Below are 25908 nucleotides of genomic sequence, written 5' to 3'. Positions count from 1 at the left end.
CTACAAGCCCTACGGATCACTCCAACAGCGTCGTGAGCTGAGCGCCCTCATCCGCCACGAACACCGCGATCAATTCCGCGGGCTCCGTCGTGCTCGCATTCGCCGACACCAGATGGGTCGAGCCCGGCGGCTCGAAGAAGGACTGGCCGACGCCGAACGTCTCGACCGGACCGCCGCCGAGCTGGGAGCGGATCTCGCCCTTGGTGATGTAAGCCGTCACCGAGCCTGCGTGCCGGTGCGGCCGCGAGAACCCGCCCGGTCCGTAGAACACACGCACGATGGTGACGCGCTTGCCCGGCACGTTCGGCAGTGCGTAGGAGCCGATCGGCTCGACCTTGTCGAGTGGTGAGCTCTCCGCAGCCGTGGCGCAGAGTGGCGCCAGCGCGCCCGATATCGTGTCCATCGTCACCGGCAGCGCCTTGCCGATCGCAAGCGCGCAGGCGAGCCCGCCGACGACGGCCAGCGCCATCGAACGCGAAGGCACCGAGCGCTGCGTGGTGGCCAAACTCATTGCAGTCATGACAACCTCCCTTCGTTGCAATCAGGATGCAGCGGCATTCGCTGCGGCCGGCCGCTTCGCCGGCGTCCAGCGGAATGCTGCGCCAAAACGGTTCCAGACGTTGATCGAGGCGATCGCCGAGGTCAGGTACGTCAGCTCGGTCTCGGAGAATTCGCCGGAAGCCTCGGCATAGATCGCCTCGCTGACGCCGTCGGGCAGGAATGTCAGCGCCTCGGCCCAGGCAAGCGCGGCACGCTCGCGCGCGGAAAAGACCGGCGCCTCGCGCCACACCGCGACCAGATTCAGCTTGTCCACGGGAACGCCGATGCGCTCCGAGAACAGGATGTGATGCTGTACGCAGAAGGCGCAGCCGTTGATCTGCGAGGCCCGCAGCTTGACCAGCTCCAGGAGCTGCTTGTCGAGGCCCGCCTTGGCCGCCACCTGGCCCAGTGCCAGCACCAGCTCATACGCATCGGGCGCGATTGTCTTGAAATCCTCGTATTCGCTGCGGGCGTGTGACATCGCGGTTTACCTCGTGTATTATAAGACTGCTTACATCTTATAAGAGCTCTTACATGACACGCAAGGCCGCGGCCCTCACGAAATCGAAAGCCTCGCGCAAGACGACCGCGCCCGCCGAAGACGTTGCCGTTCGCGTGCCCGCGCCCGGAGAAGGCAAGCGCGGCGAGCAGGGCTATCTCGGCTATCTGCTGCGCCAGGCCCACGCCGCGGTCCGCCTGACGATGGAACGGACGCTCGCCGACCTCGGCGTGACGTCGCCGCAATTCGCCGTGCTGACCATGCTGAACGCCTATCCGGGTCTCTCGGGCGCCGACGTCGCCCGGCTCACCTTCCTGACCCCGCAGACGGTCGGCGTGATCATTCGCAATCTCGAGCGCGACGGTGCGATCGTGATGACGCCTCATCCGGTTCATGGCCGGATCCAGCAATGGGCGCTGACGCCACGGGGAGCGACGTTGTTGAAGGCATGCAGGGAGCGCGTGATCGCGCTGGAGAAGCGCCTTGCCGCAAGCCTGGACGCCAAGGCAGAAACCGCGATCCGGCGCTGGCTCGCCGGCATCGCCGCCGATTTGCAGGAGGACTAGCCGGCTCTAGTCGCCGCCGCCTCCGTCCCCACCGCAGCCGCCGTCTCCTCCATCGCCGTCCGAGAAATCGCTGACGGCGCCGTCGCCCTGAATGCCGCGGCCAAAGTTCTCGGCGATGATCATCAGGATCACGACAAACAGCCCGGCGCCAAACGGCCAGGGATTGCTACGGATGATGTCGAACAGCTCCCGCATGCGCCCATTCTGCGCGGACGGAAGCGAACCGACCGTAAAGTGACAGGCTTCAAATCGGGGATATCTGGGCAGGCGCAAGGATGCCTAGCCGTCCTTCAACGCCTTCTTAACCTCGCCGTCCGGCCAGGTCTCGCCCGCTGCGATCACGCGCACGCGGCTCTGATCCGCGGCATTGACCAGCACATGCGAACTCACCCGGTCGCCGCCTGGCTCCAGGTGCAAATCGGTTTCGGGCTTCCAGCTCAGCGTGGTCGCGAGATCGCCGGGATAAATCTGCCATTGCGATCCGTCGTCGAGTTCGACGACATGGCTCTCCGCATGTGCGCGTATCTTCATTCCACCCCGACTTTTCGATGAGCAGACTGGGTGCGGAAGGCAGGCCCCGGCGATCAGCCGGGGCCCTGCTCCGTCAGTCGTTGTCGTGATGAATCACGGTCTTGCTGCGATTGCCGAATTCATCTTCCTTCTTGATCACCGTGGTGCGGTCGGCAGGCTCGCGCTCCTTGATGACTGTGGTGCGGTCGCGATCGCGATCCCGCTCACGATATTCATGGGACTGTCCGACCGTCACGCCGGCACCAACCGGACCGACGTGAACGCCGACTTCGTCGGCGAATGCAGGCGCGGCGATGGCCGTGACCATGGCGGCCGCAAACAGATATCTTTTCATCCTCTCATCCTCCAATGTATGCGGAGGGAATGCGGGACTGCGACACTTTGTTCCGGCGGAACGCGGCGGCGATGACCTCATCCCGGTGTTCCAGGAACTGGCTCACAGGGCCCCTGTTTCCCGCTAGAATGGGTCCATGAAACACGCTGATTCCTCTGCCGGCCACAGCCGCCGCGCCCTGCTTCGATCCACGCTCGGCGCAGCCGCACTCGTCGCATTCCCCACGCAGCTCCTCGCCGCGCCTCCGGGCTTCGACGAATGGCGCGAGGGCTTTCGTGCACGCGCCATGGCGAAAGGCATTTCGGCCGCGACATGGCAACGCGCGATGGCGCGGGTCGAGCCTGACATGAGCGTGTTCAAGCAGATGCGCAACCAGCCCGAATTCCACGAACAGGTCTGGCAATACATCAATCGCCGCGTCTCCGACTGGCGCATCATCAACGGCAAGATCGCGCTGAAGAACAACGAGGCGCTGCTCGCGCGCGTCGAGCGCGATTTCGGCGTCGAGCGCGGCACGCTGCTGGCGTTGTGGGGCGTGGAGTCCGCCTATGGCGATCCGCTGGTGCAGCAGAACCACATGACGCCGGTGTTCCCCTCGCTCGCCGCGCTCGCCTGGAACGAGCCGCGCCGCAAGGCCTATTGGGAAACCGAGCTGATCAACGCGCTGCGCATCGTCGACAAAGGCTGGAGCACGCCGGAGCAGATGCAGGGATCCTGGGCCGGCGCGATGGGCCATTCGCAATGGATGCCGGAGGTCTGGCTCAATGTCGGAATCGACTATGACGGCGACGGCAAGGTCTCGCCGTTCGGCAAGCCCGACGACGCATTGGGATCGACCGCAAAATACCTCGTCAATCGCGGCAAGTGGCATCGCGGCGAGCACTGGGGCTACGAGGTGCGCGCGTCCGGCAACATGAGTGGCAGCCGGACTTACGCGGCGTGGCAGGCAGCCGGCGTCACCCGCGCCGACGGCCAGCCGTTCCCGCAACCGAACGCATCCGCGCAGATGTGGACGCCCGTCGCAGGCGGCCCGACCTTTCTGCTCGGACCGAACTTCTACTCGGTGAAGAGCTACAATCCCTCGATGAACTATGCGCTGGCGATCTGCCATCTCGGCGACCGCTGCCTCGGCGCGCCGCCCTTCATCCAGCCTTTCCCCGGCTCCGAGCGCGCGCTGACGCTGGCCGAGGTGCAGGAGATGCAGACGCGGCTGACCAAGGCCGGCTTCGACACCGGCGGCACCGACGGCCGCGTCGGCAACGACACCATGAAGGCGGTCAAGGATTTCCAGCAGCGGGCGGGGATTGCGCCCGCGGATGGCTATGGCGGGCTGAAGGTGCTGGCGAAGCTGCGGCAGGGCAGCTAGCCGCGGCAGGTAGCCCGGATCGCGCTGCGCTCCATCCGGGCTACGCGACCATCGCTAGTGTCGATATTGCGGCTCTTCCGCATCAAGCTGCCGCCGGATCGCGGCGAGGTGCAGCCGCGCGGATTCGGAGTCGCCCTCGCGCATCTGCCTGTAGGTTTCGGCGGCGATCGCGGCATCGACGGGCAGAACTTCCCTTCCCGTCGACATCGCCAGCACCTGCACCTCGGCGGCGCGTTCGAGGTAATAGAGATCGTCCCAGGCCTCCGCGATGGTCGGGGCCAGCACCATCACGCCGTGATGCTTCATGAAGACGATGTCGGCATCACCCACCGCGGACGCGATGCGCGCGCCTTCGCGGTTGTCCAGCGCGAGGCCGTTATAGTCGCGGTCGACCGCGGTGCGACCGTAGAATTTGAGCGCGGTCTGGCCAGCCCAGATCAGGGGATCGCCCTCGGTCATCGACAGCGCCGTGGCATAGGGCATGTGGGTGTGGAAGGCGACCTTGGCGCGCGGCAGGCGCTTGTGCATCTCGGCATGGATGTAGAACGCGGTCGCCTCGGGCACGCCCTCGCCGTCGAGCACGTTGCCGTGGAAGTCGCAGATCAAAAGCCTTGACGCGGTCAGCTCGCGAAAGGCGTAGCCGTAGGGATTGACCAGGAAGAGATCGTCGTGGCCCGGCACCACCGCCGAGAAATGGTTGCAGATGCCTTCCTCAAAACCGTTGCGCGCAGCCATGCGGAAGCAGGCGGCGAGGTCCTCGCGCGCGGTGCGGATCGCGTCGGTGGCGAGATCCGGCCGGTTCGACCCCACTGAGGCGGTTGCGGACGCGGATGAAGCGGCGTGGGACAGGCTGTGCGCCATGGCAGGGAAACCTCGTTTGATCGGCTTCTGGCGTTGTACAGGGGCGACGCGCAAGCGTCAGCCCCTCGTCCCGCCACCCTGCCCTGCGTCGACTACGCCCGCCGCGGCACGCCGCCGGCATTCATGCCGCCGTCGATGACGAGCTCGCTGCCGGTGACGTAGCGCGAGGCATCGGAGGCCAGATACAGCACGCCCGAGGCGATCTCCGCAGCCTGGCCGGCACGGCCGAGCGGCGTTGCGACCTTGGCGCGCTCCTCCGGGTCGATCGGCGCGTTCTGGCCGGCGCCAGTCGCCCCGGTCGGGATCTTGCCCCAGATCGGCGTGTCGATGATGCCGGGGTGCACGGAGTTGACGCGGATGCCGTCGCCGGCGGCCGCGCATTCCATCGCGATCGATTTGGCGAACAACCGCACGCCGCCCTTGGTGGCCGAATAGGCCGACAGGCCCGGCGCGCCACGCAGGCCCGCGAGCGAGGACATCATGACGATCGAGCCGCCGCCGGTCTTCCGCATCAGGGGCAGGCAGTGCTTGACCGAGAGAAACACGCCATCGAGATTGATCGCGTTCTGCTTGCGCCAGTCGCTTAGCGTCATGTCGACGATCGAGGGCACGGCGATGCCGATGCCGGCATTGGAAACCATGATATCGAGCCGGCCGTAGCGTTTTGCGATCTCGGCTGCGATCTCGATCCAGCGTTCCTCGCTGGTGACGTCCTGCTCCAGGAAGATTGCCTTGCCGCCGGCCTTTGTCACGCGCTTGGCGAGCTCGGGGCCGCGCAGCTCGTCGATATCGGTGATGACGACCGTTGCGCCCTCGCGCGCGAACAGCTCGACGATGGCTTCGCCGATACCCGAAGCGCCGCCTGTCACGAGCGCGACCTTGCCCTCAACCTGCCCTGCCATGTTCACTCCTTTTTTTGTTGTTTGAGCGGATTATTTTGACCGCATGACACCGTCGGATCTTGCGTTATCTAATCACGGATGGCCCCTGGTCCGGTAGCGCGACGTCGACGACGCGGAATTGCACGCGTTCGGCGCCCTGGTAGCGGTCGACCGACAATGATCCCGCGACATGCAGTTGCTGGCCGCGATTGGCGAGCAGCGCATTTCCGAGCTTCTGGCCGACCGAACGGAATGCGATGCCGTTGACGATCGAGCCATCGCCAGACTTGAAACGCAGCCTCAAATGCGCCTGTCCGACCTCGTCGGCATACACGAGCTGGTGCGCCGGCAGCGCCAGCACGACTTCCGGATTGCCGCTGCCGAAAGGACCGGCGCGGTTGAGCGTCGCCGCAAGCTCCGTCGTCACCGCGCGCGCGGACACCGCGCCGTCGATGTAGAGCTCGTTGACGTGGCGCGCCTCGGCGACGTCCTGCCCCAGCGCGTTTTCGAGATAGGCGCGAAACTCGGCGAGCTTCTCTTTCCGCAGCGTCACGCCCGCGGCCATCGCGTGGCCGCCGCCCTTGAGCAAGATACCGTCGGCGACTGCCTGCCGCACCGCCTTGCCGATGTCGACGCCGGCGATGGAGCGGCCCGAGCCGGTGCCGATGCCGCCGGGCTCCAGCGCAACGGCAAAAGCCGGTCGCGAAAACTTCTCCTTCAGGCGAGACGCGACGAGGCCAACCACGCCGGGATGCCAGCCTTCGGAGGCCGTGACGATGACGCCGAGCTTGTCCTCCAGCCCGATCGAGGCGAGCGCTTCGGCTTCGGCCTGCGCTTCCGCGGCCTGCTCGATGACGCGGCGCTCGCTGTTGAGGCGATCGAGCTCGGCGGCGATCCGCGCGGCCTCGACGCTGTCGCCTTCGAGCAGCAAGCGTACGCCGAGATCGGCACGGCCGATGCGGCCGCCGGCATTGACGCGCGGCCCCAGCATGAAGCCGAGATGCCAGGCCTCCGGCGGACCGTTGAGCCGCGCCACGTCCATCAGCGCGGTGTGGCCGACATGGTCGCGCCGCCGCATCGCGATCAGGCCTTTTGCGACGAAAGCGCGGTTGAGCCCGATCAGCGGCGCGACATCCGCGACCGTGCCGAGCGCGACGTGATGCAGCATGCCGAGCAGATCGGGCTCGGGCATCTCGCTGGTCCAGAAGCCGCGCTGGCGCAGCTCGCGATTGACCGCGACCAGCGTCACCAGCACGAGACCGACCGCGGCGAGATGGCCAAGGCCGGAGAGATCGTCGAGCCGGTTCGGATTGACCAGCGCATCGACCTCCGGCAGCTCCGTGCCGGCCTGATGATGATCGATCACCACCACGGACATGCCAAGGCGCCTGGCTTCCGCGAGCGGCTCGATGCTGGTGGTGCCGCAATCGACGGTGACGAGCAGCGTCGCGCCCTTTGCCGCCAGCCCGCGAACGGCCTCGACGTTGGGGCCGTAGCCCTCGAAAATGCGATCGGGAATGTGGATCAGCGGATCGAGTCCGCAATGCCGCAGGTGCCAGGCCAGCAGCGCGGCCGAGGTGGCGCCGTCGACGTCGTAGTCGCCGAAGATCGCGACCTTCTCGCCCTTCGCCGCCGCATCCGCGATCCGCCTTGCGGCGGCTTCCATCTCCGTCACGGTGAACGGGTCCGGCATGAGCTTGCGGATGGTCGGATCGAGGAAGTCAGCGACAGCATCGATATCGACACCGCGGCCTGCCAGCACCCGCGCCAGCAGCTCCGGCAATTGGTGCTGCTGCACGATGGCGAGCGCCTTGGCCGCCCCACGCGCGTCCAGCCGGTCGCGCCAGAGCTTGTCGGTGAGCGAGCGCGCCACGCCCAGGAACGCCTGGGGCATTTCGACGGGCAAGGCGGTGGCGGGCGGCGTCATGAGTCGGAACTGGCTTGAGGAACGTGGGAGCCGGACAGGGCGTTGCGGCGATCGGCCGACAATGACGATTGACCTGGAATCCCCCGGGATTTGCAATGTCCGCGACGCACAAAGCGGTGGATTGCCGCTTTGCTGCGCGGACTGACTATCATTTGGGCAACCGACGGAACAGCAAATTAAGCAGGCGTTAGGCGGAATCTTCGAAAAAGACTCGTATTCGATCTGTGATTTGTTGTTCCGGGTTCGTTGCAGATCAGACCTCATTGCCAAGGGAAGTCCCCCGATGTCTGCTGCGCTGGGTCTGAAAGCCAAGCCGATCGCCACCGAACCCACTGATGATGATTCCGACATCTCCGCGCTGATCAATCGCCTGACCGCGGAGGTCAACCAGATCGCGGTCGACAAGACCAAGGCGATCCAGCAGATCACCAACCAGATGAAGATGCTGGCGCTGAACGCGCTGATCGAGAGCTCGCGCGCCGGCGCGCAGGGCGCGGGCTTCGCGGTGGTCGCGCAGGAGGTGCGCGGCGTCGGCCAGCAGGTCGAGACCATCGCGCGCGAGCTCGAAACCCAGCTGACGAAGCGCACCGGCGACCTCGTCTCCTCGATCGACCGGATGAGCCAGCGCTCGCGCGGCGAACGCATGGTCGATCTGTCGCTGAACGCGGTCGAGCTGATCGACCGCAACCTCTATGAGCGCACCTGCGACGTACGCTGGTGGGCGACCGATTCCGCGGTCGTCGATTGCGCGGCCTCGCCTGCCCCGGCTGCGGTCAACTATGCCTCGCAGCGCCTCGGCGTGATCCTCGGGGCGTACACCGTCTATCTCGACCTCTGGCTCTGCGATCTCGACGGCAACGTCATCGCCAACGGCCGCGCCGACCGCTTTCGCGTCGTCGGCCAGAACGTCGCCCACACGAAGTGGTTTCGCGAAGCGCGAACCTTGCGCTCCGGCGATGACTATGTCGCCGGCGACGTCGAGAACCAGCCCCTGCTCGGCAATGCGCAGGTCGCGACCTATTGCGCCAGCGTCCGCGCCGGCGGTCAGGCCAACGGCGCACCGATCGGCGTGCTCGCCATCCATTTCGACTGGGAGGCGCAGGCCCGCGCCATCGTGCAAGGCGTGCGCGTCGGCGACAGTGACAAGGCGCGCGTGCTGCTGGTGGACTCGAACCTCCGCGTCATCGCGGCTTCCGACGGCCAGGGTATCCTCAGCGAGCGCATCTCGATCGCGCTGAACGGCCAGCGCTCCGGCTTCTACCACGACCGCACCGGCGCGCTGGTCGCCTTCCATGCGACGCCGGGCTACGAGACCTATCGGGGGCTCGGCTGGTACGGGGTGATCGTCTGCGGGGCGTGAGGCGGCAATGGCCGTCCGGTTCACGGCCAAACAAAAAATCTGCAAAACAACCCCATGCAAAGTAGCTCCGGGACGGAGCACGATGCACGCTCGCGCGACATAACCGTTTGGCGCGTCAGGCAGAACAACGGCAACTGCGCACCAGTCGCAAAGCGCGGTTGATTCTGGCGCCTTCACCGTTTCAATCGGCCGGAAGATGGATCACGACACCATGTTGCTCGGCAATCGTCGCGACGGCCTGGACAGACGGCACGCCTCCGGTGCGCCTTCCAAGCTCGTCGAAGGCAGCAAACATGCGATCGAGGCCGGCGCCCGGTAACGCGAACACCAGCAGACGCGCCGTATCCGTGCCGACGTTGCGATAGCCGTGACGCCGATTGCGTGGCGCAAAGAGGAATGAACCGGTGCCAAGCCGCAACGGACTGCTCTCACCTTCGACGTCGACGAGCACCTCGCCGCTCAGCACATAGAATGCCTCGTCCTCGCGGCTGTGCGTATGCGCCGGCGCACCACGGCCCGGCGGCACGACCGATTCCCACACGGAGTGTTGGCCGGTATCGCTCGCCATGGCCTTGTAGCTGTGCGTCACGCCGAGCACGTCAAGCGTGGGGCCGGCCCCGGGCTCCCGGAAGAGCGCGCTCAATGACGGCGAATTGCGGGTTGCATCGCTGCTCATGGCAGTTCCCTCCAATGATCGGGTTGCGATGCACTATCTTCCAGCGAAAACGAACTCACCTTGCGCCATAACGTTCCAAGCACGAAGACCGGTCTGTCTTGCTCGACTGGCGCGACGGCGGAACCGGCCGCGTCTCGGCCGGAACGGCACTTGTCGCGCGTCCAGCACCTTCCCAAATGAACGGCATGGTCCACCGCCCCGCTATCGGTGAGCGGAACGACCCGTCTCAGGATCTCCTCCGCGGAGACCAACATGCCGTCACCGGCGCCTGCAAACGAAACAGAACGTCTCGCGGCCCTGCACGCGCTCGACATCGTCGACAGCGCGCCTGAAGCCGCTTACGACGAAATCGCCGAGCTCGCGGCCCAGCTGTGCGGCTGCCCGGTCTCGTACATCAGTTTCATCGATGACGACCGGCGCTGGCTCAAGGCGAGATATGGACTTCCGGTCGACGTCACCGACGCACCACGCGAGAGTGCTGTCTGCACGACGACGATCTGCGGCGCGGAGCTGCTCGTCATTCCCGATTTGAAGCAGGATCCACGTTTTCACAACAGTCCGATGGTCGCGCTAACGCCATCTTGCCGATTTTATTGCGGTATGCCGCTGATCACTGATGAAGGCTATGCGCTCGGGACGCTCTGTGTGATGGACTTCGAGCCGCGGCAGCTTTCGTTCGAGCAGACGGAAGCGCTGCGAATGCTGTCGCATCAGGTGCTGGCGCAACTGGAGCTCCGCCGCAAGCTGCTTGAGTACGGCCGGACAATCAGGGAGCTCGAGCAGGCGCGACTGGAGGCCGCTACCGAGCGCGCGCGCGCCGAAGCCCTGCTGCACAATGTCCTGCCGGCGCCGATCGCCGACGAACTCAAACGTTGCGGCAGAGTCCAGCCCAGATACACGCGGTCGGCGACCATCCTTTTTGCGGATATCCAGGGCTTTACACTGCTGGCAGAACGGACCGAGCCGGCCCGCCTCATCAATCTGCTCGATGAGTATTTCACGGCCATGGATGGCATCGGCGCCCGGTATGGTCTGGAGAAGGTCAAAACCGTGGGCGACGCCTACATGGCGGTGGCCGGGGTGCTATCGCCCGACCGGCGGCACTCGATCGACGTTTGCCTGGCGGCGCTGGAGATGCGCGCCCGGCTCGATCGCCTCAAGGCGCAATACGAAGCGGCGGGCGAACAAGGGCTGCAACTGCGCATCGGCATTCACACCGGCCCCGTCATTTCGGGCGTCGTGGGTCTGCGCAGAATGACTTTCGACATCTGGGGCGATGCGGTCAACACCGCATGGTTCATGGAGGCGTTCGGAGTTGCAGGACGGATCAACGTGTCGGAAACCGTAGCCGGCCATGTCCACGGACTGTTCGCGCTGGAGCCGCGCGGCCCGATCGAAGCCAAGCACGAACGCACGCATGACATGTTCTTCCTCAATGGCTTGAAGACGGAGTATTCGCGCGATGGTGATGGTCATTCGCCGAATGACCAGTTCCTTGCCGAGTATCACCGTATCGGCGGCTCGCGACTGCCCGCCGATTGACGGGTGCGGACGCTGGCCATTCGACTCGTCGGGCATGACTGCGCAATCCACCGGTCTGGCCGGTGGTCTCGCCTGACAGGCGAACGTTCAAGACACAAGGGAATGACCCCTGACCGATTCCGGTCGCATCGCAACGCGATATCTTGAGCATTTTTCGGCAACGCAGAACGCTTCCAGGCAAGAGCTCGCCCCATTGCTCCTGTAAAACCCGGCTCACGTCAGCAGAGCGCGGGCGCCGTTTGTCCCTGATTGTCCCACGCTCGCAACATGCCGAGGAGACATGCCATGAAGATCGTCGTGATCGGCGGGACCGGATTGATCGGATCCAAGCTCGTGACGAAGCTGAAGCAACACGGCCATGAGGCCGTGGCAGCCTCGCCGAAATCGGGCGTGAACGCCGTGACCGGGGAAGGCCTCGGTGCGGCGCTGGCTGGCGCGGACATCGTCGTCGACGTTGCCAACGCGCCGTCCTGGGAGCCTCCCGCCGTCCTCGATTTCTTCCAGCGTTCAAGCAAGAACCTCGTTGCGACGGAGGCCGCTGCCGCCGTGAAGCATCACGTTGCGCTGTCGATCGTGGGGACCGAACGGTCGCCCGACAACTCCTATTTTCGCGCCAAGCTCGCCCAGGAGACCATCATCAAATCCTCTTCGGTGCCCTATTCGATCGTGCGCGCCACCCAGTTCTTCGAATTCCTCGGCGCCATTGCCGAAACGGCTGTGGTCGAAGGAAAGGTCGTCGTCCCTTCCGCACTGTTTCAGCCGATCGCCGCCGAAGACGTGGCTGATCGCCTCACGGAGGTCGCAATGGGCCGGCCGCTCAACGGTACGATCGACATCGCAGGACCTGAGAAGGCCCCCTTCAATGAATTCATCGCGCGCCGCCTGAAGGCATCCGGCGACGCCCGGCCGGTGGTCGGAGACCCGAAGGCGCCTTATTACGGCGCGCCTATCGACGACACGTCGCTGAACCCGCTCGGCGAAGCGCGGCTCGGGAAAATCCCGCTCGCAACATGGCTCGCGAGCCTCTGAGGCTCGGAGCACTCCCGCATCACCAAGGCCACGGCAATGAAGGAAATCCCATGCGCAGATTGATGATCGCAATTGCGGTCTGTACCGCATCTGTCCTGACGGCCCATGCAGCCGAGCCGGCAGCACCACAGGCAAAAGTGTCGATCGTGTTCGACCAGCCGCTGCCGAATGTCCCGGGCAAGAGCATGAAGGGCGTGCTGGTCGAGTATGGCCCCGGCGGCTCCTCGCCGGCCCACATGCACCCGCGCTCCGCCTTCATCTATGCGACCATCCTGGAAGGAGCGATCCGCAGTCAGGTCAATGACGAGCCCGCCAAGGTCTATCACAAGGGAGAGAACTTCTTCGAACGCCCCGGCGACCGCCATTCTGTCAGCGCCAACGCCAGCGACACCGAGCCCGCGAAACTGCTGGCCGTCTTCGTGGTCGATACGGCCGACAAGGACCTGGTCACGCCGATCGCGAAGTAGCAGACGCAATTGCCTCGCAGATGACGCGACGAACTGCCAAATCAGGGCAGGACGGCACGTGTGCCGCCCGGCTATCGGCAGCCTGTCCGCCGGGCTTGGCCAAGGCCCGGCCGTCATCTCCGGCCGGAAAGAACCGTTGAGCTAGATCAACCTTCATTCCCGGCCGTCACGGCAGCTTCGATGCGCTCTCGCAGGGGACGGCGCATGAATCTACTGCTCAAGGAAATCCGGCACACCCCCTTGCTCTGGCTTCTGGTCTTCGTGCCGCTGGTGATCGCGCTCGAGCGGATGATGCCGCACGCCCACACGCTGCTGTTCGTGCTGGCCGTCATTGCCATCATTCCGCTGGCAAGCCTGCTCAGCCATGCAACGGAGGCCATCGCCGAGAAGACAGGGGATGCGGTCGGCGGACTTCTGAATGCGACGCTTGGAAATTTGACCGAGCTCATCATCGCGATCGCCGCCCTCCAGGCCGGTGAATACATGCTGGTGAAGGCCTCAATCGCGGGCGCCATCGTCACCAACTCGCTGTTCATGCTCGGCGCATGCCTGCTGCTGGGCGGGCTCCGATATCCGACACAGGAGTACAACCGGGCGGGTGGCCGGCTCTATTCCGCACTGCTGCTGATGGCGACCATCGCCCTGCTCTCGCCCTCCGCCATCGCAGACCTCGACTTCGCCGGCAAGGAAACCGCGGTGCAACGATTGAGCGCCGCCCTGGCGATCCTGTTGATTGCGGCCTACGGCCTCAGCCTGCTGTTCTCACTGAAGACGCACAAGGAGCTGTTCGCCAGCAGCGATCACGGCGAAACGCCCGGGCCGGTGCTGCCCATCGGGATAGCCATTCCAACCCTGCTCGTCGTGACCGTGCTCGTTGCACTCGTGAGCGAGATTTTCGTGGAATCGGTGCAAAAGGCCGCCGAGACGCTGGGCATGAGCCCGGCCTTTGTCGGCTTCGTCGTCGTCGCGTTGGTCGGCGCAGCGGCCGAAATGGCGGTGGCGTTCTCCGCGGCACGTCGCAACCGGCTCGACCTGAGCGTCAGTATCGCGCTTGGAAGTGCGTCCCAGATTGCCCTGTTCGTTGCACCCGTCCTCGTGCTGCTGAGCTACCTCGTCGGACCGCACCCCATGGATCTGCAGTTCTGGCGTGGTGCGGTGACGATGGTGATGATTGCGACCGTGGTGACATGCTTCGTCACCAACAGCGGCCGATCGGCGTGGTTTATCGGCGCCCTCCTGCTTTTCATCTACGCGATTTTCGCGATGACCCTCTACATGATCCCGCCGGGCTCGCACGGCCCGGTCTAGATCGCGCAGCGCGATAGCGAGATCCGGCGACGCGTCCAGAATTCACACCGGCGGCAATATGTCAGCGTCGTTGAGCCGCCATCTCCGCCGCGAGCAGCAGCGCGGCCCGGCTCGCACCGATCGAGGCGACGCCCTGCCCCGCGATGTCGTAGGCGGTGCCGTGGGCGGGCGTGCAGATCGGGAATGGAAAGCCGCCGAGCAGGGTCACGCCGCGATCGAAGCCCATCAGCTTCATCGCGATCTGCCCCTGATCATGATACATCGTCAGCACCGCATCGAAGGCGCCGCCCTTGGCGCGCAGGAACACGGTGTCGGCGGGAAACGGCCCCTCCGCGGCGATCCCCTCACCCTGGCCGGCTGCGACAACTGGCGCAATGATGTCGATCTCTTCGCGGCCGAAATTACCGCCGTCGCCGGCGTGTGGGTTCAATCCGGCGACCGCGATGCGCGGCCGCGCAAAGCCGGCGTTGCGCATGCAGGCATCTGTCAGCTCAAGCGCGCGCTTGATACGCTCGCTCGACAGCTTTGCTGCGACATCCTTCAGCGGAATGTGCGAGGTGACCCGTGCGTTCCAGAGCCGGTCGAGCACGTTGAACTCACTTGCCGGTGTCTTGAGCCCGACGACTTCCGCCGAGAATGCGATCTCGTCGTCATACTCAGCGCGGGCCAGCCGCATCGCCTGCTTGTTGAAGGGCGTGAAACAGACGGCGTCGACGCGGCCGTCGCGGCCGAGCTCGAGTGCGTGCCGGTAATTGGCCAGCGCGAACTTTCCGCCGGCAAGGGTCGCGGTCTTCGGCTCGACCTCCTTGGGGTCGAGATGACCAAGATCGATGAACAACGTCTCTTCCTTCGCCGCCCGAAGGTCGGCGCCCTGCTCCACCATGGCGAGGTCCGGCTTGACGCCGGCGACGCGCGCGCCCTCGTCGAAGATGCGGCGGTCGCCGATCACGACGATCCGGCTGCGGGCACGGACCTCGTCCAGCGCCACGAGCTTCGCCGTCAGCTCCGGGCTGATGCCGGCGGGGTCTCCCATTGCCAGTGCAATGAGCGGCTTTGCGGTCATATGATCACCTTCTGCCGAGTTGTCTCTTGGGTTGTCGTCTCATCGGTGGACGGCGCGGGCTTGCGCAGCCCGCGCGCAAGCTGCAGCACGAGCGGAAGCAGCAACAGCGCGATTCCGCCGAGCACCAGGCACGTCACCAGCTTGTTCGCAAAGAAGATCCCCAGCGATCCCTTGGAGATCAGCATCGACTGCCGGAACGCATCCTCGGCCTTGTCGCCGATGACTATCGCGAGCACGAGCGGCGCCAGCGGATAAAACAGCTTCTTGAAGAGATACCCGACGATCCCGAAGCCGAGCATCATGACTACGTCGAGATAGGAGTTCGACACCGAATAGGCGCCGACGACGCAGATGATCACGATCAGCGGCGCGATGACGACGAAAGGAATCCGCATCAATGCTGCGAAGACCGGAACGGTCAGCAGCACCAGCGCGACGGCGACGATATTGCCGACATACATCGAGGCAATCAGGCCCCACACGAAATCCTTTTGGTCGACGAACAGCATCGGCCCGGGATTGAGGCCCCAGATCATCAGCCCGCCCATCATCACGGCCGCGGTCGCCGAGCCGGGAATGCCGAGCGAGAGCATCGGCAGCAGGGCACTGGTGCCGGCGGCATGATCGGCCGTCTCCGGCGAGATGATGCCTTCGACCTCGCCGGTGCCGAAATATCGGCCGCGGCGCGAGAAACGGCGGGCGATGCCATAGCTCATGAAGGAGGCCGCGGTCGGACCGCCCGGTGTGATCCCCATCCAGCATCCGATCGCCGCGCTGCGCAGCAGCGCAACGCTGTGCCGCGGCAGGCGGCCCACCGCGCGGAACACTTCGCGCCAGTCGATCTTCGAGGACACCGCGCGGGCGTGAAACTCCTCCTCGACCGCGACCAGGAGCTCGCCGATGCCGAACAGGCCCATCACCGCGACGACGAAGTTCACGCCCTTGACCAGCTCGTCGATACCCATGGTGAGACGGACGCTGCCGGACACCGTGTCGATGCCGATGGCGGCGATCGCAAAGCCGATGGCCAGCGCCACGACGGTCTTGATCGGCGCCGAGCCACCCATGCCGACGAAGCTCGCAAAGGCCAGGAAATAGACCGCAAAATATTCCGCCGGCCCGAAGGCGAGAGCGACCTGAGCCACCCAGGACGCGAGGAAGGTGATCAGGATGACGCCGACCAGCGCGCCGAACGCTGCCGAGCCGAAGGCGGTGGCGAGCGCCGTCGTCGGCCGGCCGTCGCGCGCCATCGGATAGCCATCGAAGGTGGTCGCGACGGACGACGGCTCGCCGGGAATGTTGAACAGGATCGAGGTGACCGAGCCGCCGAACAGCGCGCCCCAATACATGCTGGAGAGCAGGATGATCGCCGACACCGGCTGCATGCCGAAGGTCAGCGGCAGCAGCAGCGACACCCCGTTCGGCGCGCCCAGCCCCGGCAGCACGCCGACGAGGATCCCGAGCAGCACGCCAACTGCCATCAGGGCCAGATGCGGCACCGTGACCGCGATGGTGAAGCCGTGCAGGAGCTCCTGGAGATTATCCATCGACCTCTCCGTCAGAAGCCGAAGGCTGCGGCCAGCGCACCATGCGGCAGGCTCACCTGGAACATGCGCTCGAACACGACGTAGAGCGCGAGCGCCGTCGCAGCAGCCATCGCCAGCGCACGCGGCACGGATTGATGCCGGGGGATCGCCAGCACCGCGAAGACATAGAGGGCCGAGGCGAGATACATCCCCAGCAGCGGGATCGCGGCGACGAAGATCGCAGCCGGCACGAACAGGCCGGCAAGCCGGCGCAGCTCGATCGGCGTGATCGCGATCGGAACATTTGCCAGCGTCGCGGCCGGCAACACGCCCCGCACCAGATTGGCGAGGCTCCCGAGCACGATGATGATTCCGGTCAGGAACGGAAAGGTGCCGGCATCGACGCCGTTGCTCGACCAGCCGATGCCGTTGTCGAGGCTGGAGACGACGACGACCACACCAAAGCTGCCGGTGAGGACGGCGGTCGCAAGTTCAAGCGCGCGGCGCGATATCATGGGGAGCTCCGCTCTGGCGTCGCAGTTATGGCGCACGTGTCCTTGCCCAGAAACCGGCGTCGTCGCTGCCTCGTGCGCAATTGCGCACCAGGCAGGGACGACAGCGGAGTTCGTGGACAAGCCCGGCGCATATCCAAGCTGGCGCCCCGCCTCATTTGACCAGCCAGCCCTGCTCGCCCGCGACCTGCCGGACGTGCTCGAGGTCTTCCTTGATGAACTTGTCGAACTCGGCGCCGGTCAGGAACGTGTCGACCTGGGACGTCTTCTCGATGTAGTCCTTCCACTCCGGCGTCGCCTGCACCTTCTTCATCAGGTCGACATAGAACGCCGCCTGGTCCGGGGTGACCTTGCCGGGCAGCCACACCGTGCGCGGCTGCTCGTATTGCTTGATGTCGAGCCCTTGCTCGACGCAGGTCGGAACGTCGCCCCAGCCTTCGGTCGCCGTGACCTTGGCGCCCTGCGCCAGCCGCTTGGGGCTGAAAACGCAAAGCGGCCGCTGCGTTCCGCCGCGCCATTGCCCGAGGCTTTCGCTGGGATTGTTGACGTGGGAATCGAGGTGTCCGCCGGCGAGCTGCACCGCGGTCTCCGCGCCGCTCTTGAAGGGGATGTAGGTCAGCTTGACCCTGCCCGCCTTCTCGATCATGCGCGTCAGCACCTCGTCGGTGTCCTTGGACTGCGCGCCGCCCATCTTGAATTCGCCCGCTGCGGCCGCCTTCAGATAGTCTCCCGCCGTCTTGAAAGGAGAGTCCTGCTTGACCCAGAGCAGGAACTCGTCCTGCGCCATCGCTGCGATCGGGGTGAGATCGGTGTAGTTGAAGGCGACCTTGGAGACGAGCGGCTGCTGCCAGGCGTTCGACGTGCCGAAGATCACCTTGTAGGGATCGCCCGCGGAGGCCTTGCCGTAGACATAGCCCTCGGCGCCGCTGCCGCCGCCCTTGTTGACGACAACGATCGGCTGTTCCGTCAGCTTGTGCTTGGTGATGATGTTCTGCACGGCGCGGGCGAGGTTGTCGGTGCCGCCGCCCGGTCCCGCGGTCGCCACGAACTCGATCGGCTTCTGTGGCTGCCAGGCGCTGAGTGCTGGAACCGTGCCGGCGAGCACGGAAGCGGCCGCGGAAAGCAGGAATATTGACGTCCGACCCATGATTTCCTCCAGATGATCTTGTTCTGTTGTTCTTGTTGGTCGTATCGACGTCCGGTCAGGCGACGCGTTCCTCGCGCCTCCCTGATGCCAGGACGATCGCGCCTTCTTTCTCGAGCGCTTCGATCTGCTTCTGGTCGAACCCGTGCTCGGCCAGCACCTCGCTGGTGTGCTCACCGTAGACCGGCGCGCCTGACAGCACTTTGCCTGGGGTCTCCGAAAACTTGACGGGAAGCCCGATCGTCTTCACGGCGCCGAGCGTGGAATGCTCGACCTCGACGACCATCTCGCGCGCCAGTGTCTGCGGATCGCTCAGGGCCTCCAGCATGTCGTGCACGGGTCCGCACGGCACGCCCTTCTCGTCCAGCGCCGCGAGCCAGTGCGCGCGCGACCGGGTGCGGAAGCGCTCGCTCAGGACCGCTTCGAGTTCCTTCAGATGCGCCATGCGGTCGGCCCCGGTGACGAAGCGCGGATCGGCGGCGAGCTCGCTCGCGCCGAGCGCTTCCAGCATCAACAGCCAGTGCTTCTTGTTGGCGCCGCCGACCACGAGCCAGCCGTCGGAGGCTTCAAAGGCCTGATAGGGCGCGTTGAGCGGATGGGCCGAGCCCATCGCGCGCGGCGCGGTGCCCGCGGCCAGCGCGATGGTGGACTGCCAATAGGTCTGCACCAGCGCCGCCTCATAGAGCGACGTCTCGACCCACTGCCCCTCGCCGGTCTTGAGACGGTGCGTATAGGCGGCGAGGATACCCATGCTCGCGAGCAGGCCGGCGGTGATGTCGGACAGCGGTGGACCGCACTTGACCGGCGGACCATCGGGACGTTCGCCCGTAAAACTCATGATGCCGCTCATGGCCTGCGCGACCAGATCGAAGCCGCGGCGATGCTTGTAGGGACCGGTCCGGCCGAAGCCCGACAGCGAGCAGTAGATCAGCGTTGGGTGCTGCTTGTGCAGCTCCTCGTAGCCGAAGCCCAGGCGTTCCATGGCCCCTGGCGCAAAATTCTCGACCAGCACGTCGGCGTTAGCGATCAGCCGCCGCAGCACCTGTTTGCCGCCGTCGGTCTTCAGATCCAGCACGATGCCGCGCTTGTTGCGGTTCATCATCAGGAAGGACGCCGCCTCCTCGCCGATCTTCGGCGGCACCGAGTGACGGGTGTCGTCGCCGTTCGGCGATTTCTCGATCTTGATGACGTCGGCGCCCATGTCGGCGAGCATCAGGGTGCAGGTCGGGCCGGCCATGACGTGGGTGAGATCGACGACCTTGAGGCCGGCGAGCGGACCCTTGCGGGGGGACCTGGATTGGAAACGATCGCTTTGCATCGGCCCGTCCTATTGGCCGCGCCATTGCGGCGCGCGCTTGTTGAGGAAAGCATCGAGCCCTTCGCGAAAATCCTGGCTCGTGTAGCACATCAGGATGAGGTCTTCCCCCTCGTCCCGCGTCAGCCGCCGTTGCAGGCGGGCCATCGCTTGCTTGGTCGCGGTCAGGGTCAGCGGAGCGTGGCCGGCGAGCAGCCGGGCGACCTCCTCAGCGCGCCGGTCAAGCGCCGCAAGATCCTCGACGACCTCGCCGAGCAGCCCGACGCTTGCGGCCTCCGCCGCATCGATGAGACGCGCGGTGAAGATCAGGTCCTTGACGCGCGCGGCGCCAATGAGCGCGGTGAGCCGGCTGACATTGGACATCGACAGGCAATTGCCGAGCGTCCGGGCGATCGGGAATCCGATTTTCGCGCTTTGGGTGCCGATGCGCAGATCGCAGGCCGCGGCGATGCCCGCCCCGCCGCCGGTGCAGAACCCGTTGATCGCCGCGATGGTCGGCACCCGGCACTGCTCCAGCGTCGTGAGCACGCGATCGATCCGGTTCTCGTAGTCGATGGCGTCCTGCGGCGTCTTGAATTCGCGGAACTGGTTGATGTCGGTGCCCGAGGCGAACGCCTTGTCGCCGGCGCCGCGCAGCACCAGGACCTTGATGGAACGATCGCCATTGGCCTCTTCGCAGATTGCCGCGAGCCGCTCGTACATGGCGAACGTGAAGGCATTGCGGGCCTGCGGGCGGTTGAAAGTGATCCGCCCGATGCCGTCATTGCATTCAAAAACGAGGTCTTCCGCCTCCATGGCCTGGTCCATTTCCTCATGTCCTCTTGTTTTCTGCATTTTTGAATGCAAAAATTCAGATATTCAAGCTATAATTTCCGTCGATGTACCTATTTCTTCTTTTTTGAATGCAAAATAGAGATTGATCCCATGCTTCATGAGGAGGTCGTCGGCCGCATCCGCACCATCCTGCTCGACGGCGAAATCCCGCCGGGCGCGCGAATTCCCGAGCGCGAGCTGTGCGATCGGCTCCAGATCTCGCGCACGCCGCTGCGCGAGGCGCTCAAGGTGCTCGCCGCCGAGGGGCTGGTGCAGCTCCTGCCTCATCGCGGCTCACGCGCGGCAAAACTGACCGACAAGGACATGCGCGACCTGTTCGAGGTCTGCCAGGGTCTCGAGGCGCTCGCCGGCGAGCTCGCCTGCGAACGCATCACCGACGCCGAGATCGATGCGATCGCCGCCGCGCATGCGGACATGGTGCAGCATTATCGCGAGGGCGACCTGATCCAGTACTACCGCGGCAACCGCGCCATCCACGAAGCCATCGTCACCGCCGCCGGAAACCCCGCGCTGGCCGGGCTCTACGCCTCCGTGACCGCGCGCATCCGCCGCGCGCGCTATGTCACGCCGATGACGCCGCAGCGCTGGGCGCTCGCCGTGAAGGAGCACGAGGCGATCCTGAACGCGCTCCAGCGGCGCGACGGCGCCGGCCTCTCCCACATCCTGCGTGCGCATCTCCGCCACAAGCGCGAAGAGGTCCTGCAGGCGGGCTTTGCCGAAACGGAAGGACACGACCTCGCGCTACGGATCGCCTGAGAGGCGATTGCCCGGCGCGCATGCGTTCGACCCATGCCGCTTCTGGCCTTCGCGCCGCTTCGCTGCAATAACGGCCTCGAAGATCGATGATAAGATCACGAGGCCGCAATGAACAAACCGCTGCCCTCAGACCCTGTCGCGCGGGCGACCTCCGACAGCACCGGAAGCGCGCCGCAAGGCGGCTTTGCCGATCTCGTTCCCGAACTCGGCGTTTCCAGCATTCAAGCCAGCCTGTCGTTCTGGCGCGACGTGCTCGGCTTCGAGGTCGCGTATGACCGCCCCGATGCGCGATTTGCGTATCTCGTCAGGGGGCGTCTGCAGGTCATGCTCTGCGAATTGAACGGCCGCTGGGAGACGGCCGAGATGCAGCGTCCGTTCGGACGCGGCGTCAACTTCCAGATGGTCGTCGACCGCATCGATCCCATGCTGAACGCCCTCGGCCATGCGAAATGGCCGCTCTACGAGCAGCCGAACGAAGCCTGGTACCGGGTCGGCGACCTTGAGTGCGGCCAGCGTGAATTCCTGGTCCAGGATCCGGACGGCTACCTGATACGCTTCGTCGAACGCCTGGGTACGCGCGCGCCATCGTGAGTTAAAAAGATTCGTGCCGTCCTGCCGCATCGCGCGCCCAGCAGACACAATCGCGACACAATCATTGATTGCATTGCCGCAGCGCCCCCAGCATCCCGTTGCTGGCCTCGGGCCGACCATGACGCGCGACACGATCGCGCAACCAAAAAAGAAAAAGTGGAGGAAACGAATGACACTCAATGTCTCACGTCGATCCCTGCTCACACTTGGCGCAGGCCTTGGCGCCAGCGCAATGCTCGGCAGCAGCGCGATGGCGCGCGCTCCCAAGCTTGGTACCCAGACCCCCTACTGGCACCGCTTCGTTCTCGGCGACGCCGAAGTCACCATCGTGTCCGACGGACCGCTGCCGCTCGGCGATCCCTCCGGCACTTTCACCGGCGTCCCCAAGGAAGACGTGAAGAAGATGCTCGCCGACAATTTCCTGTCGCCGGACAATGTCGTGCTCGAGCAGAACTCGCCGATCGTGAATACGGGCGACAAGCTCATCCTGTTCGATACCGGCATGGGCAGCTCCAAGATGTTCGGCGCGACAACCGGCCGGCAGCAGAAGAGCATGACCGAGGCCGGCATCAAGCCGGCGGACATCGATGCCGTGGTCTGCTCGCATGCCCATATCGACCACATCGGGGGCATCGTGGACGACGGCGGCAAGCCGCTGTTTCCGAACGCGCAGATCTACATCTCCCAGACCGATTTCGACTTCTGGACCGATGAAGGCAAGCTCGGCAGCGCCGCCAAGGATTTCGTGGTTCACGCCCGCAAGAACCTGCTGCCGGTCCGCGACCGCATCGTGTTCTTCAAGGACGGCCAGGAATTCCTGCCCGGCGTGCAGGCGATCGCAGCGCCCGGTCATACCGTCGGCCACACCATCTTCCTGGTCTCGTCGGCTGGCAAATCCTTTGCCTTCCTCGGCGACCTCTCGCACCATTCCGTGCTGCTGCTGGAACGGCCGCGGATGGAATTCTCCTACGACACCGACCCGAAACAGGCGGCCGAGTCGCGCGTGAAACTGCTCACGATGCTTGCGGCCAACAAGACGCCGGTGATGTCCTATCACTTCGCCTGGCCGGGCTACGGCCATGTCGCCAAGGCCGGTGAGGGTTTCCATTACTATCCCGAACCGATGCAGATGACGTTGTAGACCGTCAAGGTCGTTCGCGAGAGCGGGCCCGGGCGGCGCGAGTCGCTCGGTCCCTTCGCCGATCGAGAAACACGCGCACCGATTTCTGTTTTTTCTAATATCTAACAATCCGATTGTAACAACTCATATTATTCGTTTGTCAAAACCGTTCTCCTGCGTAGCCTGATTACGCGCGATCGCCGGCTGCCCGAAAAGGCCGCCGCCAAAATGGCGATGCTGGGGAGGATTGGGATGACGACGACGCTCGACGCATCGGGACTGCCTGCACGTTCGCTGCTGCCCTTCCTCGATCGCGAGCACACGATCGCAAGGCCAGGCTACAGCCGATGGATGGTGCCGCCCGCGGCGCTCTGCGTCCATCTGTGCATCGGACAGGCCTACGCCTTCAGCGTCTTCAACCTGCCGATGACCAAGCTGATCGGCATCACGCAATCGGCGCCCGGCGACTGGAAGCTCACCGAGCTCGGCTGGATCTTCTCGATCGCAATGGTCTTCCTGGGCCTGTCGGCCGCGGTGTTCGGACGCTGGGTCGAGGAAGGCGGCCCGCGCAAGGCGATGTTCACCGCCGGCATCGCCTGGGCGAGCGCGTTCCTGATCTCGGCGCTCGGCGTTTACCTGCACAATCTCTGGATCATCTATCTCGGCTACGGCGTGATCGGCGGCTGCGCGCTCGGCATCGGCTATATCTCGCCGGTCTCGACGCTGATGAAATGGTTTCCCGACCGGCCGGGCATGGCGACCGGCATGGCCATCATGGGCTTTGGCGGCGGTGCGCTGATCGCCTCCCCCTTCTCCGTCTGGCTGATGAGCAAATTTGCAGGCACGAGCGATGTCGGAGTGCTCGGCGCCTTCATCACGCTGGGCTGTGTCTATTTCGTCTTCATGATGGTGGGCTCGGCCATCGTCCGCGTGCCGGCGCCGGGCTGGAAGCCGGAGGGCTATGTGGCGCCGGCAACGGCCACCAAGCTGATGACGAAGAACGACGTGTTCGTCTATCAGGCGATCAAGACGCCGCAGTTCTGGCTGATCTGGATCGTGCTGTTCTGCAACACCACCGCCGGCATCGGCGTGCTCGGCCAGGCTTCGGCGATGAGCCAGGAGATGTTCCCCGGCCACATCACCGCGATCGCGGCCGCCGGTCTCGTCGGCCTGATGAGCCTGTTCAACATGGGTGGACGCTTCAGCTGGGCTTCGCTGTCCGACTTCATCGGACGCAAGAACACCTATTTCGTCTACATGGTGCTCGGCATCGCGCTTTACGTGACGGTGCCTTACGCCGGCGCGAACGGTAATGTCGTGCTCTTCGTGCTGTGCTTCCTGATCATCGTCAGCATGTATGGCGGCGGCTTCTCCACCGTGCCGGCCTATCTGCGCGACATGTTCGGCACCCGCTATGTCGGCGCGATCCACGGCATCCTGCTCACGGCGTGGTCGATGGCCGGCATCGCCGGTCCCGTGCTGATCAACTACATCAGGGAATACAACGTCACGCACGGCGTGCCGAAGGCGCAGGCCTACAACACCACCATGTACATCATGGCCGGACTGCTCGTGGTCGGCTTCCTCGCCAACCTCTGCGTCCGTGCCGTCGACAAACGTCATCACATGCAGGACGAGGACAATTCAGGTCTCGAGCCGGCGCGTGCTGCCTGACGTTCGGACGAACACAAGGAGGCGATCATGACCACCACGACGCGAAGCAAAGCAATCTCCCAACTGTGGTTGAGCTGGGTCGCCCATCGGCTGTCCCAGATCATGACGGCGATCAAGCCGCAGCATCGCGCCAGCGAGATCGCGGCTGTGGCTGCGGCAAGCAACAATCCCTCGGGAGCCTGACATCATGCAGACCGTTCAGACGGCGAAGACCACGCCGCTACAATTGGCGCTGGCCTGGAGCTTTGCGGGCATTCCCCTGCTCGCGGGCGTGATCCAGACCCTGCTCAACGCCATGAAGCTGTTTCAGTAGGCAAGCGGCGATGCTCCCTGCGAACAAGCGCACAACGCTCCTCGGGAGCGCGCGACAGCTGATCGCTGACGAAGGCCTTACCGTCTCCATGCTGGCCGCGGTGATCGCCGCTGCGGTTCTCGCCTTCGGCTTCGGCGCGACCGCGGACGTCATTATCGCCATGCTGGCGATCGGCGCAGTGACGGCCGTCGCCGAGACCCGACTGCACAGGCGCGGGTAGCTGGTAGACCGGCCGTCAACGGCGCTTGCGCGCGCTGCGCGGCGGCGGTTCCGTCACGCGCCTCGTCTGCCCGGCGGCGAGGTCGCGCATGATCGCGATCGCGCCCTGCACGTGATCGTCAGGCTGGTCCACCGAATAGACGACATAGGCCGGCATCGAGAATTTTGGCGCGCCCTCGACCAGGTGCAGTCGCCGCGCCCTCAGCAGCGGCTCGACGATCCGCTGCGCGAAATAGCCGGAGCCGCCATTGGCCAGCACGTGCTGAAGCCCGAGCCAGCCGATATTGGCTGATAGCGCTGGCCCCGCGAAATTCGGAAAGACGGCGCTGTGGCGGGCGTAGAATTCCGGCCCCCAATCGACATAGACGTAGCCGTCCTGCGGCTCCGGATCGCTCTTCGGGTTGGTCGAGACCAGGACAAGCTGCTCCTCGATCAGCAATTCGACCTTGAGGCCCGGACGGCTTTGCGGCGTGTACATCACGCCGATGTCGATGCGGCCTTCGACCAGTCCCTGCATCAGCTCCGGCTCGAGCGCGCTCTCGGCGCGGATGGAGATCTGCGGGTTGGCCTCCTGCATGCGCGGCACCCAGAGCAGCAGAAATTCCTCCCACAGGCCGATGCGGCCGCCGACCACGAGCGCGCCGCTAAATCCCCTGGGAATGCCGACGTCGTGCCGGGCCTGCTCGACGGTGCGAACAAGCGTCGAGGCGTGACGCTGAAACTGACGTCCGGCCGCCGTCAGCGCAGCGCCAGCCTTGTTGCGCACGAACAGCGTGCAGCCGAGCAGCTCTTCGAGACTGTGGATCCGCGTACTGACGGTGGACTGGCTGACATGCAACCGCTCGGCGGCCGTGATGAAATTGCCGGTCGCAACCACCGTCAGGAATGTACGCGCGAGCTCGGTATCCACGGGCGCCCCTCACATCGATTTTATCGATATGAAAGGCGCTTGCA

At 65.0% G+C, this 25908-nt stretch carries 30 protein-coding genes; 14 read left to right on the top strand and 16 right to left on the bottom strand.

Translation table 11 applies throughout. From position 1 onward, the window contains the following. Positions 1 to 16 precede the first annotated feature (16 nt). Both NLM25_RS22600 and NLM25_RS22595 read right to left on the bottom strand, forming a co-directional pair. Positions 17 to 520 (bottom strand): cupin domain-containing protein, encoded by a 504-nt coding sequence (locus tag NLM25_RS22600; RefSeq protein WP_254138450.1) that lies wholly within the window; start codon positions 518 to 520, stop codon positions 17 to 19. A gap of 21 nt (positions 521 to 541) precedes the next feature. Next, a complete protein-coding gene (locus tag NLM25_RS22595) occupies positions 542 to 1021 on the bottom strand; it encodes a carboxymuconolactone decarboxylase family protein (protein ID WP_254138449.1) in 480 nt (159 codons plus the stop codon). A 53-nt stretch (positions 1022 to 1074) separates the two neighbouring features. Here NLM25_RS22595 and NLM25_RS22590 point away from each other — a divergent pair, with 53 nt between their 5' ends. Next, entirely contained in the window at positions 1075 to 1605 is a 531-nt protein-coding gene (locus NLM25_RS22590) for a MarR family winged helix-turn-helix transcriptional regulator (protein ID WP_254138448.1), read from the top strand. A gap of 6 nt (positions 1606 to 1611) precedes the next feature. On the opposite strand, the gene NLM25_RS22585 is transcribed toward NLM25_RS22590, so the two are convergent. From NLM25_RS22585 to NLM25_RS22575, 3 genes are all read right to left on the bottom strand, one after another. Then, positions 1612 to 1800, bottom strand: coding sequence for a hypothetical protein (locus NLM25_RS22585; RefSeq protein ID WP_254138447.1), 189 nt, complete (start codon positions 1798 to 1800; stop codon positions 1612 to 1614). Between the two features lie 84 nt (positions 1801 to 1884). Further along, positions 1885 to 2136 carry a hypothetical protein gene (locus tag NLM25_RS22580; protein ID WP_254138446.1) on the bottom strand — a complete coding sequence of 84 codons (252 nt, stop codon included), beginning with the start codon at positions 2134 to 2136 and terminating at the stop codon, positions 1885 to 1887. Positions 2137 to 2209: 73 nt separating this feature from the next. After that, positions 2210 to 2470, bottom strand: a complete 261-nt coding sequence (locus NLM25_RS22575) for a hypothetical protein (RefSeq protein WP_254138445.1) — start codon at positions 2468 to 2470, stop codon at positions 2210 to 2212. 136 nt (positions 2471 to 2606) lie between these two features. Here NLM25_RS22575 and NLM25_RS22570 point away from each other — a divergent pair, with 136 nt between their 5' ends. Then, positions 2607 to 3836, top strand: coding sequence for a lytic murein transglycosylase (locus NLM25_RS22570; protein ID WP_254138444.1), 1230 nt, complete (start codon positions 2607 to 2609; stop codon positions 3834 to 3836). Positions 3837 to 3890: 54 nt separating this feature from the next. Here the strand turns inward: NLM25_RS22570 and NLM25_RS22565 are convergent, their stop codons facing one another. The 3 genes from NLM25_RS22565 to recJ form a co-directional block, all read right to left on the bottom strand. Further along, positions 3891 to 4697, bottom strand: a complete 807-nt coding sequence (locus NLM25_RS22565) for an aldolase (RefSeq protein WP_254138443.1) — start codon at positions 4695 to 4697, stop codon at positions 3891 to 3893. Positions 4698 to 4789: 92 nt separating this feature from the next. Beyond that, entirely contained in the window at positions 4790 to 5599 is an 810-nt protein-coding gene (locus tag NLM25_RS22560) for an SDR family NAD(P)-dependent oxidoreductase (protein WP_254138442.1), read from the bottom strand. Between the two features lie 64 nt (positions 5600 to 5663). Further along, complete coding sequence (gene recJ / locus NLM25_RS22555) at positions 5664 to 7505, bottom strand: single-stranded-DNA-specific exonuclease RecJ (protein WP_254138441.1); 1842 nt, start codon at positions 7503 to 7505, stop codon at positions 5664 to 5666. Positions 7506 to 7788: 283 nt separating this feature from the next. On the opposite strand from recJ, the gene NLM25_RS22550 reads away from it, so the two are divergent. Beyond that, on the top strand, positions 7789 to 8865 hold the full coding sequence (locus NLM25_RS22550; protein ID WP_254138440.1) for a methyl-accepting chemotaxis protein: 1077 nt from the start codon (positions 7789 to 7791) through the stop codon (positions 8863 to 8865). 181 nt (positions 8866 to 9046) lie between these two features. Here the strand turns inward: NLM25_RS22550 and NLM25_RS22545 are convergent, their stop codons facing one another. Then, positions 9047 to 9541 (bottom strand): cupin domain-containing protein, encoded by a 495-nt coding sequence (locus tag NLM25_RS22545; protein ID WP_254138439.1) that lies wholly within the window; start codon positions 9539 to 9541, stop codon positions 9047 to 9049. A gap of 252 nt (positions 9542 to 9793) precedes the next feature. On the opposite strand from NLM25_RS22545, the gene NLM25_RS22540 reads away from it, so the two are divergent. The 4 genes from NLM25_RS22540 (at position 9794) to cax (ending at position 13887) form a co-directional block, all read left to right on the top strand. After that, the gene (locus tag NLM25_RS22540) at positions 9794 to 11083 is read left to right on the top strand and encodes an adenylate/guanylate cyclase domain-containing protein (protein WP_254119145.1); all 1290 of its coding nucleotides are present in this window, start codon (positions 9794 to 9796) and stop codon (positions 11081 to 11083) included. Between the two features lie 285 nt (positions 11084 to 11368). Then, positions 11369 to 12112 (top strand): SDR family oxidoreductase, encoded by a 744-nt coding sequence (locus tag NLM25_RS22535; protein WP_254138438.1) that lies wholly within the window; start codon positions 11369 to 11371, stop codon positions 12110 to 12112. Positions 12113 to 12162: 50 nt separating this feature from the next. Further along, positions 12163 to 12579: a cupin domain-containing protein gene (locus NLM25_RS22530; protein WP_254119142.1), complete on the top strand. Its 417-nt coding sequence runs from the start codon at positions 12163 to 12165 to the stop codon at positions 12577 to 12579. Positions 12580 to 12783: 204 nt separating this feature from the next. Then, positions 12784 to 13887: a calcium/proton exchanger gene (cax, locus tag NLM25_RS22525; RefSeq protein ID WP_254124311.1), complete on the top strand. Its 1104-nt coding sequence runs from the start codon at positions 12784 to 12786 to the stop codon at positions 13885 to 13887. Positions 13888 to 13948: 61 nt separating this feature from the next. Here the strand turns inward: cax and NLM25_RS22520 are convergent, their stop codons facing one another. The 6 genes from NLM25_RS22520 to NLM25_RS22495 all read right to left on the bottom strand — a co-directional run bounded on the left by NLM25_RS22520 (position 13949) and on the right by NLM25_RS22495 (position 20254). Beyond that, on the bottom strand, positions 13949 to 14950 hold the full coding sequence (locus tag NLM25_RS22520) for a 4-hydroxythreonine-4-phosphate dehydrogenase PdxA (RefSeq protein ID WP_254138437.1): 1002 nt from the start codon (positions 14948 to 14950) through the stop codon (positions 13949 to 13951). Next, complete coding sequence (locus tag NLM25_RS22515; RefSeq protein WP_254138436.1) at positions 14947 to 16497, bottom strand: tripartite tricarboxylate transporter permease; 1551 nt, start codon at positions 16495 to 16497, stop codon at positions 14947 to 14949. The genes NLM25_RS22520 and NLM25_RS22515 overlap by 4 nt, the downstream gene beginning before the upstream one ends. A gap of 11 nt (positions 16498 to 16508) precedes the next feature. Continuing rightward, the gene (locus NLM25_RS22510; protein ID WP_254138435.1) at positions 16509 to 16991 is read right to left on the bottom strand and encodes a tripartite tricarboxylate transporter TctB family protein; all 483 of its coding nucleotides are present in this window, start codon (positions 16989 to 16991) and stop codon (positions 16509 to 16511) included. A 151-nt stretch (positions 16992 to 17142) separates the two neighbouring features. Next, complete coding sequence (locus NLM25_RS22505) at positions 17143 to 18135, bottom strand: tripartite tricarboxylate transporter substrate binding protein (protein ID WP_254138434.1); 993 nt, start codon at positions 18133 to 18135, stop codon at positions 17143 to 17145. 55 nt (positions 18136 to 18190) lie between these two features. Continuing rightward, complete coding sequence (locus tag NLM25_RS22500) at positions 18191 to 19450, bottom strand: CaiB/BaiF CoA-transferase family protein (protein ID WP_254138433.1); 1260 nt, start codon at positions 19448 to 19450, stop codon at positions 18191 to 18193. Positions 19451 to 19459: 9 nt separating this feature from the next. Next, the gene (locus tag NLM25_RS22495) at positions 19460 to 20254 is read right to left on the bottom strand and encodes an enoyl-CoA hydratase/isomerase family protein (RefSeq protein WP_254138432.1); all 795 of its coding nucleotides are present in this window, start codon (positions 20252 to 20254) and stop codon (positions 19460 to 19462) included. 117 nt (positions 20255 to 20371) lie between these two features. Between NLM25_RS22495 and NLM25_RS22490 the strand changes: the two genes are divergently transcribed. From NLM25_RS22490 to NLM25_RS22465, 7 genes are all read left to right on the top strand, one after another. After that, complete coding sequence (locus tag NLM25_RS22490; protein WP_254138431.1) at positions 20372 to 21037, top strand: GntR family transcriptional regulator; 666 nt, start codon at positions 20372 to 20374, stop codon at positions 21035 to 21037. Positions 21038 to 21145: 108 nt separating this feature from the next. Continuing rightward, on the top strand, positions 21146 to 21628 hold the full coding sequence (locus NLM25_RS22485) for a VOC family protein (RefSeq protein ID WP_254138430.1): 483 nt from the start codon (positions 21146 to 21148) through the stop codon (positions 21626 to 21628). Between the two features lie 169 nt (positions 21629 to 21797). Beyond that, positions 21798 to 22769, top strand: coding sequence for an MBL fold metallo-hydrolase (locus NLM25_RS22480; protein WP_254119125.1), 972 nt, complete (start codon positions 21798 to 21800; stop codon positions 22767 to 22769). A gap of 231 nt (positions 22770 to 23000) precedes the next feature. Next, complete coding sequence (locus tag NLM25_RS22475) at positions 23001 to 24422, top strand: OFA family MFS transporter (RefSeq protein WP_254138429.1); 1422 nt, start codon at positions 23001 to 23003, stop codon at positions 24420 to 24422. Between the two features lie 27 nt (positions 24423 to 24449). After that, entirely contained in the window at positions 24450 to 24605 is a 156-nt protein-coding gene (locus NLM25_RS22470) for a hypothetical protein (protein WP_254138428.1), read from the top strand. Positions 24606 to 24609: 4 nt separating this feature from the next. After that, positions 24610 to 24735, top strand: coding sequence for a hypothetical protein (locus tag NLM25_RS43920; RefSeq protein ID WP_256565475.1), 126 nt, complete (start codon positions 24610 to 24612; stop codon positions 24733 to 24735). Between the two features lie 10 nt (positions 24736 to 24745). Then, positions 24746 to 24955 (top strand): hypothetical protein, encoded by a 210-nt coding sequence (locus tag NLM25_RS22465; RefSeq protein WP_254119120.1) that lies wholly within the window; start codon positions 24746 to 24748, stop codon positions 24953 to 24955. A 15-nt stretch (positions 24956 to 24970) separates the two neighbouring features. Here NLM25_RS22465 and NLM25_RS22460 read toward each other — a convergent pair whose 3' ends face one another. After that, positions 24971 to 25864 (bottom strand): LysR family transcriptional regulator, encoded by an 894-nt coding sequence (locus NLM25_RS22460; protein ID WP_254138427.1) that lies wholly within the window; start codon positions 25862 to 25864, stop codon positions 24971 to 24973. Positions 25865 to 25908 lie beyond the last annotated feature (44 nt).

This window comes from Bradyrhizobium sp. CCGB01, assembly GCF_024199795.1.
Lineage (GTDB): Bacteria > Pseudomonadota > Alphaproteobacteria > Rhizobiales > Xanthobacteraceae > Bradyrhizobium.
The sequence above is the reverse complement of the archived record's forward strand: the minus strand, read 5'-3'. Positions and strand labels throughout refer to the sequence as shown.

Bases quoted from the DNA above. Each gene is read 5' to 3' on its own strand.
- NLM25_RS22600 (WP_254138450.1), bottom strand. From the start codon at position 520: ATGACTGCAATGAGTTTGGCCACCACGCAGCGCTCGGTGCCTTCGCGT.
- NLM25_RS22595 (WP_254138449.1), bottom strand. From the start codon at position 1,021: ATGTCACACGCCCGCAGCGAATACGAGGATTTCAAGACAATCGCGCCC.
- NLM25_RS22590 (WP_254138448.1), top strand. From the start codon at position 1,075: ATGACACGCAAGGCCGCGGCCCTCACGAAATCGAAAGCCTCGCGCAAG.
- NLM25_RS22585 (WP_254138447.1), bottom strand. From the start codon at position 1,800: ATGCGGGAGCTGTTCGACATCATCCGTAGCAATCCCTGGCCGTTTGGC.
- NLM25_RS22580 (WP_254138446.1), bottom strand. From the start codon at position 2,136: ATGAAGATACGCGCACATGCGGAGAGCCATGTCGTCGAACTCGACGAC.
- NLM25_RS22575 (WP_254138445.1), bottom strand. From the start codon at position 2,470: ATGAAAAGATATCTGTTTGCGGCCGCCATGGTCACGGCCATCGCCGCG.
- NLM25_RS22570 (WP_254138444.1), top strand. From the start codon at position 2,607: ATGAAACACGCTGATTCCTCTGCCGGCCACAGCCGCCGCGCCCTGCTT.
- NLM25_RS22565 (WP_254138443.1), bottom strand. From the start codon at position 4,697: ATGGCGCACAGCCTGTCCCACGCCGCTTCATCCGCGTCCGCAACCGCC.
- NLM25_RS22560 (WP_254138442.1), bottom strand. From the start codon at position 5,599: ATGGCAGGGCAGGTTGAGGGCAAGGTCGCGCTCGTGACAGGCGGCGCT.
- recJ (WP_254138441.1), bottom strand. From the start codon at position 7,505: ATGACGCCGCCCGCCACCGCCTTGCCCGTCGAAATGCCCCAGGCGTTC.
- NLM25_RS22550 (WP_254138440.1), top strand. From the start codon at position 7,789: ATGTCTGCTGCGCTGGGTCTGAAAGCCAAGCCGATCGCCACCGAACCC.
- NLM25_RS22545 (WP_254138439.1), bottom strand. From the start codon at position 9,541: ATGAGCAGCGATGCAACCCGCAATTCGCCGTCATTGAGCGCGCTCTTC.
- NLM25_RS22540 (WP_254119145.1), top strand. From the start codon at position 9,794: ATGCCGTCACCGGCGCCTGCAAACGAAACAGAACGTCTCGCGGCCCTG.
- NLM25_RS22535 (WP_254138438.1), top strand. From the start codon at position 11,369: ATGAAGATCGTCGTGATCGGCGGGACCGGATTGATCGGATCCAAGCTC.
- NLM25_RS22530 (WP_254119142.1), top strand. From the start codon at position 12,163: ATGCGCAGATTGATGATCGCAATTGCGGTCTGTACCGCATCTGTCCTG.
- cax (WP_254124311.1), top strand. From the start codon at position 12,784: ATGAATCTACTGCTCAAGGAAATCCGGCACACCCCCTTGCTCTGGCTT.
- NLM25_RS22520 (WP_254138437.1), bottom strand. From the start codon at position 14,950: ATGACCGCAAAGCCGCTCATTGCACTGGCAATGGGAGACCCCGCCGGC.
- NLM25_RS22515 (WP_254138436.1), bottom strand. From the start codon at position 16,497: ATGGATAATCTCCAGGAGCTCCTGCACGGCTTCACCATCGCGGTCACG.
- NLM25_RS22510 (WP_254138435.1), bottom strand. From the start codon at position 16,991: ATGATATCGCGCCGCGCGCTTGAACTTGCGACCGCCGTCCTCACCGGC.
- NLM25_RS22505 (WP_254138434.1), bottom strand. From the start codon at position 18,135: ATGGGTCGGACGTCAATATTCCTGCTTTCCGCGGCCGCTTCCGTGCTC.
- NLM25_RS22500 (WP_254138433.1), bottom strand. From the start codon at position 19,450: ATGCAAAGCGATCGTTTCCAATCCAGGTCCCCCCGCAAGGGTCCGCTC.
- NLM25_RS22495 (WP_254138432.1), bottom strand. From the start codon at position 20,254: ATGGACCAGGCCATGGAGGCGGAAGACCTCGTTTTTGAATGCAATGAC.
- NLM25_RS22490 (WP_254138431.1), top strand. From the start codon at position 20,372: ATGCTTCATGAGGAGGTCGTCGGCCGCATCCGCACCATCCTGCTCGAC.
- NLM25_RS22485 (WP_254138430.1), top strand. From the start codon at position 21,146: ATGAACAAACCGCTGCCCTCAGACCCTGTCGCGCGGGCGACCTCCGAC.
- NLM25_RS22480 (WP_254119125.1), top strand. From the start codon at position 21,798: ATGACACTCAATGTCTCACGTCGATCCCTGCTCACACTTGGCGCAGGC.
- NLM25_RS22475 (WP_254138429.1), top strand. From the start codon at position 23,001: ATGACGACGACGCTCGACGCATCGGGACTGCCTGCACGTTCGCTGCTG.
- NLM25_RS22470 (WP_254138428.1), top strand. From the start codon at position 24,450: ATGACCACCACGACGCGAAGCAAAGCAATCTCCCAACTGTGGTTGAGC.
- NLM25_RS43920 (WP_256565475.1), top strand. From the start codon at position 24,610: ATGCAGACCGTTCAGACGGCGAAGACCACGCCGCTACAATTGGCGCTG.
- NLM25_RS22465 (WP_254119120.1), top strand. From the start codon at position 24,746: ATGCTCCCTGCGAACAAGCGCACAACGCTCCTCGGGAGCGCGCGACAG.